The 7449-nt window shown below is 70.7% G+C and carries 7 protein-coding genes; 5 read left to right on the forward strand and 2 right to left on the reverse strand.

Features of this window, described 5'->3' with window-relative positions; all coding sequences use genetic code 11:
• Positions 1–124 precede the first annotated feature (124 nt).
• The 5 genes from H305_RS0139430 to H305_RS0139450 all read left to right on the forward strand — a co-directional run bounded on the left by H305_RS0139430 (position 125) and on the right by H305_RS0139450 (position 5667).
• Positions 125–1492, forward strand: a complete 1368-nt coding sequence (locus H305_RS0139430; RefSeq protein ID WP_028805314.1) for an L-serine ammonia-lyase — start codon at positions 125–127, stop codon at positions 1490–1492.
• Between the two features lie 322 nt (positions 1493–1814).
• Entirely contained in the window at positions 1815–2390 is a 576-nt protein-coding gene (locus tag H305_RS0139435) for a TetR/AcrR family transcriptional regulator (protein ID WP_028805315.1), read from the forward strand.
• A 94-nt stretch (positions 2391–2484) separates the two neighbouring features.
• The gene (locus tag H305_RS0139440; RefSeq protein WP_028805316.1) at positions 2485–3279 is read left to right on the forward strand and encodes an SDR family NAD(P)-dependent oxidoreductase; all 795 of its coding nucleotides are present in this window, start codon (positions 2485–2487) and stop codon (positions 3277–3279) included.
• A 274-nt stretch (positions 3280–3553) separates the two neighbouring features.
• Positions 3554–4576, forward strand: coding sequence for a methyltransferase (locus H305_RS0139445; RefSeq protein WP_078629468.1), 1023 nt, complete (start codon positions 3554–3556; stop codon positions 4574–4576).
• A 533-nt stretch (positions 4577–5109) separates the two neighbouring features.
• Positions 5110–5667, forward strand: coding sequence for a glycoside hydrolase family 25 protein (locus tag H305_RS0139450; RefSeq protein ID WP_028805318.1), 558 nt, complete (start codon positions 5110–5112; stop codon positions 5665–5667).
• Here H305_RS0139450 and H305_RS0139455 read toward each other — a convergent pair whose 3' ends face one another.
• Together H305_RS0139455 and H305_RS0139460 are read right to left on the reverse strand one after the other, a co-directional pair.
• Positions 5668–6351: an HAD-IA family hydrolase gene (locus H305_RS0139455; protein WP_028805319.1), complete on the reverse strand. Its 684-nt coding sequence runs from the start codon at positions 6349–6351 to the stop codon at positions 5668–5670.
• Positions 6352–6428: 77 nt separating this feature from the next.
• The gene (locus H305_RS0139460) at positions 6429–7154 is read right to left on the reverse strand and encodes an NADPH-dependent F420 reductase (RefSeq protein ID WP_267880814.1); all 726 of its coding nucleotides are present in this window, start codon (positions 7152–7154) and stop codon (positions 6429–6431) included.
• Positions 7155–7449 lie beyond the last annotated feature (295 nt).

The raw sequence follows: 7449 nt of genomic DNA on the forward strand, positions 1-7449 counted from the left end.
ACGAACGTCCGGGGCACCGCGCACACTGGAAACCGAGCGCGGTGCCCCGTTCCATGCAGTCCCCGCAGTCCCTGCACCACCTCCACCGGACAACGGCGTCCGGCGCGACCACCAAGGAGTTCCCGTGGCCATCTCGGTCTTCGACCTGTTCTCGATCGGCATCGGCCCGTCCAGCTCCCACACCGTGGGCCCGATGCGCGCGGCCCGCATGTTCGCCCGCCGTCTGCGCAACGAGGGACTGCTCGACCAGGTGACCTCCATACGCGCCGAGCTCTACGGCTCCCTCGGCGCGACCGGTCACGGCCACGGCACCCCCAAGGCGGTCCTGCTCGGCCTGGAGGGCGCCTCCCCGCGGACCGTGGACGTCGAGGGCGCCGACGAGCGCGTCGAGGAGATCAAGTCCTCCGGGCGGATCAACCTGCTCGGCGAGCGGGAGATCGGCTTCGCCTTCGACGACGACCTGGTCCTGCACCGCCGCAAGGCCCTGCCGTACCACGCCAACGGCATGACGGTCTTCGCGTACGACGCCTCCGGCGGCCTCGTGCTGGAGAAGACGTACTACTCCGTGGGCGGCGGCTTCGTCGTCGACGAGGACGCGGTCGGCGAGGACCGCATCAAGCTCGACGACACCGTCCTGAAGTACCCCTTCCGCACCGGCGACGAGCTGCTGCGGCTGACCCGCGAGACCGGTCTGTCGATCTCCGCGCTGATGCTGGAGAACGAGCGGGCCTGGCGCACCGAGGAGGAGATCCGCGAGGGGCTCCTCGGCATCTGGCGCGTCATGCAGGCGTGCGTCTCACGCGGCATGACCCGCGAGGGCATCCTGCCCGGCGGCCTGAAGGTGCGCAGGAGGGCCGCCGTCTCCGCCCGCCAGCTGCGCGCCGAGGGCGACCCGCTGGCCCACGCCATGGAGTGGATCACCCTCTACGCGATGGCCGTGAACGAGGAGAACGCGGCGGGTGGCCGCGTCGTCACCGCCCCCACCAACGGCGCCGCGGGCATCATCCCGGCCGTCCTGCACTACTACATCAACTTCGTGCCGGGCGCGGACGAGGACGGCGTCGTCCGCTTCCTGCTCGCCGCCGGCGCCATCGGCATGCTCTTCAAGGAGAACGCCTCCATCTCCGGCGCCGAGGTCGGCTGCCAGGGCGAGGTCGGCTCCGCCTGCTCGATGGCGGCGGGCGCCCTCGCCGAGGTCCTCGGCGGCAGCCCGGAGCAGGTCGAGAACGCCGCCGAGATCGGCATGGAGCACAACCTGGGCCTGACCTGCGACCCGGTCGGCGGCCTCGTCCAGATCCCGTGCATCGAGCGCAACGGCATGGCGGCCGTGAAGGCCGTCACCGCCGCGCGGATGGCGATGCGCGGCGACGGCTCCCACAAGGTCTCCCTCGACAAGGTCATCAAGACCATGAAGGACACCGGCGCGGACATGAGCGTCAAGTACAAGGAGACGGCGCGCGGCGGCCTGGCGGTCAACATCATCGAGTGCTGAGGGAGAAGGCCCTGACCAGTGCGTCGGCGCAAGCCCAGGACGCGCACCGGCGCTGGTGCGCCGACGGTGGCGGTCGCGTCGGCATCCCTGCGCCGGACCTGAACTCACCTCACCGTGCCGGTCCGAGCGGGTCCCGGCCCGTCACCGGGGGACGTCGTGGTCTTCCGGCAGCGGGCCCGGCGCCATCGCCGTCGAGCGGCCAAGGCTCACCCCGCACACGTGGACGCCGTCAGCGCACAGACCTTCACCTGCACGGATACCGTAAGGAGCCTCGCCCCTCATAGTGGATTGACTATTCCACAAATCGCGCTACGCTGTCCCCATGGCACGCACCAGGGAATTCGACATCGATCAGGCGATAGACCGTGCCATGGACCTGTTCTGGCGCCGGGGCTACGCCGAGACATCCCTGCAGGACCTGCTGAAGGAGCTGTCGATAGGCAGCGGCAGTTTCTACGCGGCCTTCGGCTCGAAGGATCAGCTCTACATCCGCTCCCTCGACCGCTACGTCTCCCTCCAGGGCAGCGACCTGGAGAGGGTCCTCGACGAGACGCCCGAGATCCGGCCCGCAGTCCGCAAGGTGCTCACCTCCATGATCGAGGCGGACCTGGCCGACCCCACGCGCGGCTGCCTCGTGGTCAACACCGCCGCAGAGTGCGGTGACCAGCCCTCGGCAGCGGACCGCGTCAGCACCGCGATCCGGCAGGTCGAGTCCTTCCTCGCCGGCGCCTTGGAGCGGGCACAAGCGAAGGGCGAGATCTCTCCGGAGAAGAACCCGAGGGAATTGGCCAGGTTCCTGACCACGTTCATCCAGGGGATCCGTGTCGTCGGCGGAGCACGCATGGGGAGGGAGTTCACGGAGGACGCCCTGTCCACGGCGATGCGCGCACTGGACTGATCACCGCAGCAAACCCCACCGCCTCCCGCCCGCGATTCACCCTGCCACTCACCCTGCCACCATTATGTATTGGTCAATCCAGAAAGGGACCGTCATGGAACTGCACCTCAAGGACAAGGTCGCCGTCGTCACCGGAGCCAGCAAGGGCATCGGCCTGGCCGTGGTCGAGAAGCTGGCCCGAGAGGGCGTCAAGGTCGTGGCCGGCAGCCGCTCCTCCACTCCCGAACTGGACGCCCTGGCTGCCAGCCACGACGTCACGGTCGTGGCGGTCGACCTGTCCACCGCAGAGGGAGCGGAGACCCTGATCCAGCAGGCCGTGGAGCGTCACCATCGCCTGGACATCCTCGTCAACAACGTGGGCGCCGCCGAGCCCCGCGAGTCGTTCCTCAAGGTCAGCGACGCCGACTGGCGCCGAATCTTCGACCTGACCTTTTTCAGCGCCGTCCGCGCCAGCCGTGCAGCCCTTCCCCACCTGGTCGCGACCGGCGGCGCGGCGATCGTCAACATCAGCTCGATCAACGCTCGACTGCCCTTCCCCATGGTGGTCGACTACTCGGCGGCCAAGGCCGCGTTGACCAACCTGAACAAGTCGCTGTCCGAGGAGTTCGCCCCTCAGGGCGTTCGCGTCAACGCGATCGCTCCCGGACCGGTCCGCACGCCGTTCTGGACCGCTCCGGGCGGCTTCGCCGACGCCACCGCCGCGGCCGCCGGGACCACCGCGCAGGAGGCGCTGGACGTGGTCGTGCCGCAGAGCATGGGCATCAGCTCCGGCCGGATCACCGAGGCGCACGAGGTCGCCGACCTCACCCTCTTCCTCGCCTCCCCCCTCGCCGCCAACATCACGGGAACGGAGACCGTCATCGACGGCGGCCAGATCAAGACACTCTGACGCCCGCACAGGGCACGGCATCCGGCCGACGCGGCCGATGCTCCGGCCTGCCCCGCGTCGGGTGCCGACACCCGGCATCGGGCGGCCGGCGCCTCCCCGCGCCACGACAAGGCCACCCCGGACCACAGGGCTGTGCCCGAAAAGGCGACGTGGGTGGTCAGAGAATTCTTCCCTACCGCGGCCCGCTCCCACGTCATGCCGCGTGCCAGCCCTACGGCCGGTCACGGAGCCCGTAATGTTTACTATTCAACTTACAACGCAAGTGGAGACACACATGTCGGTCGACGACCCGATCACTCCTGAGCCGCTTCTTCAGCTCGGCCTGGGCTTCATGGCTTCCAAAACGCTTCTGAGCGCAGTGGAGTTGGGCGTCTTCACGGCGCTGGCCGGCGGCGGCCGCGACCGTGAGTCCCTCGCCTCCGAGGTGGGCCTGCACCCCAGGTCCTCCGCGGACTTCCTCGACGCCCTGGTGTCACTCGAGGTGCTGACCCGCGACGAGGACGGCACCTACCGCAACACCCCCGCCGCGGACCTGTTCCTGGACCGGGCCAAGCCGTCGTACGTGGGCGGCATCCTCGAGATGGCCAACACCCGTCTCTTCGGCTTCTGGAACAACCTCACCGACGCACTGCGGACCGGCACCCTGCAGAACGAGGTCGCACACAGCGGTGCCCCGTTCTTCGCCACGCTCAGCCAGGACCCCGTCGCCTGGCGCAACTTCCTCAACGGCATGAACGGCGTCAGCACTCCCCTCGCCGCCGCGCTCGCAGCCGACTTCGACTGGACCGGCCGCCGCCACGTCATCGACCTCGGCGGAGCGCTCGGCGCGGTGCCGGCCGCCGTCTTGCACTCCAACCCGGACATCACCGGCGCCGTCTTCGAGCTTCCCCCCGTGGGCCCGGTGTTCGAGGAGTTCGTCGCGGCCCACGGTCTGACCGACCGCCTCACCTTCCACGGCGGAGACTTCTTCTGCGACCAGCTGCCCGAGGCCGACGTCTACGTCATGGGGCAGATCCTCCACGACTGGAACCTGGAACAGCGCCGGTTCCTGCTCAAGAAGGCCTACGACGCCCTGCCCGAGGGCGGCACACTCATCGTGTACGACGCCATGATCGACGACGAGCGCCGGCACAACACCTACGGCCTGATGCTGTCGCTCAACATGCTCATCGACACCGAGGGCGGATCGGAGTACACGGTCGCGGACGCCACCCAGTGGCTCCAGGCCGCCGGCTTCACCAAGGTGGAGGCCCGCCATCTCATCGGCGGCTACACCGCCGTCTACGCCACCAAGTGAGCGTGGGTCCCACCAGCCAGCGTTGACGAGCGGCACACGAACGGCCCCGCCACGGACCGCTGTTCGACCTGCTGTCGCAGCGGCCGCCCGGAACACGACACGGGCGGTCGCCGCTGCGCACCACGGCCGCTGACACTCGGCTCGAAGATGTGCTCGCCCACCCGTGTGCCCCCAGCGGCGCAACCGTGCCGGCCCCACGGGTCCGGCACTCCGGCCGCACGCGGCCAGGAGCCGGGCGGCGGACGAACGCGAACGCCGGCGCCGCCCACGCGGCCGGCGCCTCCCGACGGATCGGCATGGCCCGCCCGAACGCCGCGCCGAAGGCAGCAGCCGACCGGTGGACGTCCGGGCCCAACCCCGCCAGAAGCGGCAGCGCGGCCACCCGCGGGGCCGCATTGCGTCGACACCACTGGCCAGACCCGGGCCGACGGCCTCTCCGGCACCCCGCACGGGGATGGGAGGGCCCGCCGGAGGGAAAGCGGAGGCTAGCGCACCCGCGCACCCCCTGCCCCCCACGACCCCAGGGAGCCCCCATGCTGCGAGGCGTCGACGTCAGCGCCTATCAGTCGTCCGCGTACGGAACCGACGGCCTCTCCTTCGTCTTCGTCAAGGCGACGGAAGGCCGTTCCTACGTCAATCCGAAGCTGACCGCGCAGGTGAAAACGGCGCGCGACGCCGGATGCGTGGTCGGGTTCTACCACTTCCTGTGGCCGGGGAACATCACCGCGCAGGCCGAGTACTTCGTGGGCAAGGCCCCGGAGAAGGCCGGCGACCTGCTCGCCGTGGACTGGGAGACGACGGGCGACGGCACGCACGCGAGCAACGCGGAGAAGGACCGGTTCATCCGCAAGGTGAAGGAGCTGCGGCCCCACCACCGGGTGGTGCTCTACACGAACCGCAACTACTGGCTCAACGTCGACACCACCTCGTACGCCGGGGACGGACTGTGGATCGCCGACTACGTGACCGCGGGCAAGCCCCGCATCAAGGCCTCGTGGCGTTTCCACCAGTACACCGACGACCCCCTGGACAAGGACGTCGCGAACTTCGCCGACAAGGCCGCACTGCGCGCGTGGGCCCTGAAGCAGTGATCAGGCGCCAAAAGCGCGGCCCCGGTCCGCTCGCCCCACGAAGGCGAGGATCTCGGGTGCCGCCTCGCCGAGGCTCCCGAAGTGGCGGTGCACACCGTCCACTCCGGGCCCGTTGACGCCCCAGACCGTCATCCCGGCCCGCAGCCCGGCCGTCACCCCGGACGGCGCGTCCTCCACCACCAGGCAGTCCGCCGGACGGGCACCGAGCAGCTCCGCCCCCAGCAGATAGGGCACGGGCGACGGCTTGCCCTCGGCGACGGAGGCGGCGTCCACGACGACCTCGGGCACGGGCAGACCGGTCCGGGCGAACCGGCCGCGCACCCGGTGCGCGTAGTTCGACGTCACCAGGCCCCACCTGCCGGGCGGCAGGGCGGCGAGCAGGTCGGCGGCGCCCGCGAAGGCGGAGTAGGTGCCGGTGCGCACGTCCTCGTCCTCCAGCGCGTGCAGGGCGGCCAGGCACTCCCCCGGGTCGCGGTCCGGGGCTACGGCCTCGAACGTCTCCAGCGGGCGGGTGCGCAGCGCCACCCGGTGGACCTCCTCGGGATCCAGCCCGTACCGCTCGGCCCAGGTGTGCCAGACCCGGCGCTGGTTGTCCACCGCGTCCATCAGGGTCCCGTCGACGTCGAACAGGACGTACGGTCCCGGGGCCGTGTCCGGGGCTTGCCTCACGCTCTCGCTGTTCACGTCATGATCATGCCGGAAGGATGCGGCCCGAGGACAGGTCGGGCCGCACCGGTGCCCGCGTTCCGTGGGGTGGGGTCTCAGGCCCGGAAATCGGCCGAGCGCTCCGGCGACGCCTCCGCCAGTGCCTTCGTCACCGCGTCGGTGCCTGCCTGGAGGCCGTAGACCGGGGTGCCGGGCTGCTGGCGCCAGGAGTCGGCCAGGCTCCCGGCGTCGACGGTGTCGAAGCCGAGTTCGTCGATGAGGGCGCGGACGACACGCTTGGCCGCCTCGTCGTCCCCCGCCACCGGGAGGGCCATGCGGTCGGGGGCGCCGGCCGGACGGGGGCGGTCGAGGATGTCCTGGGCGTAGGTGCCGTTGAAGGCCTTGACGACGGTGTGGCCGATCTGTCGGGCCGTCCAGCCGCTCTCCGTGAGTCCCTCGTCCTCGATGGCGGCGATCTTGCCGTCGCGCTGCTGCGGGTAGTAGTTGCCGGTGTCGATGACGGCCACACCGTCCGCGGCCCCTTCGAAGAGCCCGGCCGGCAGGTCCGGCACCGCCTTCAGCGGGACCGTGACCACGACGAGCTCGGCGTCGCGTGCCGCGTCCCCGACCTCGACGGGTGTCGCGCCGGTCTCCTCGGCGAGCGCGGTGAGCGTGTGGGGGCCGCGGGAGTTGGCGACGGAGACGTCGTGACCGAGGGCGGTGAGCCGCCGGGTGAGGTTGCCGCCGATGTTGCCCGCGCCGATGATGCCGATCTTCATGAGTGCAACGCCCTTCCAGGGTTGATGCTCCTGATGGGGATCACCAACCCCGCTTCCGAGCACCCTATTCCGCCGTGTACGGCATTCGGGTGGGGGTCGTGACGTCGTCGCGGACGGCCGTCAGGGCCCCACCACGCGGTGGGCGCTCCGCGGTGCTCCGGTGCGTTCCGTGGGCCTGCGCTCCGGACGGCCCCGGCGCTCCCCGGGATCGGCCTGGGCGGCCTCGTCCTCAGCCGCCGGACGGGCTGAAAGGTGCCCCCGCCTCTCAAGTGGACGTGAGGCCGGAGACCGGTCTTCTAGGGGACGCACACCCCCTCGCACGTGCGCCCGGCCGCCGGCCGGAGGGGCCGTGCCGGTG

Source organism: Streptomyces sp. 142MFCol3.1, from assembly GCF_000424945.1.
Lineage (GTDB): Bacteria > Actinomycetota > Actinomycetes > Streptomycetales > Streptomycetaceae > Streptomyces > Streptomyces siamensis.

Bases quoted from the DNA above. Each gene is read 5' to 3' on its own strand.
- H305_RS0139435 (WP_028805315.1), top strand. From the start codon at position 1,815: ATGGCACGCACCAGGGAATTCGACATCGATCAGGCGATAGACCGTGCC.
- H305_RS0139440 (WP_028805316.1), top strand. From the start codon at position 2,485: ATGGAACTGCACCTCAAGGACAAGGTCGCCGTCGTCACCGGAGCCAGC.
- H305_RS0139445 (WP_078629468.1), top strand. From the start codon at position 3,554: ATGTCGGTCGACGACCCGATCACTCCTGAGCCGCTTCTTCAGCTCGGC.
- H305_RS0139450 (WP_028805318.1), top strand. From the start codon at position 5,110: ATGCTGCGAGGCGTCGACGTCAGCGCCTATCAGTCGTCCGCGTACGGA.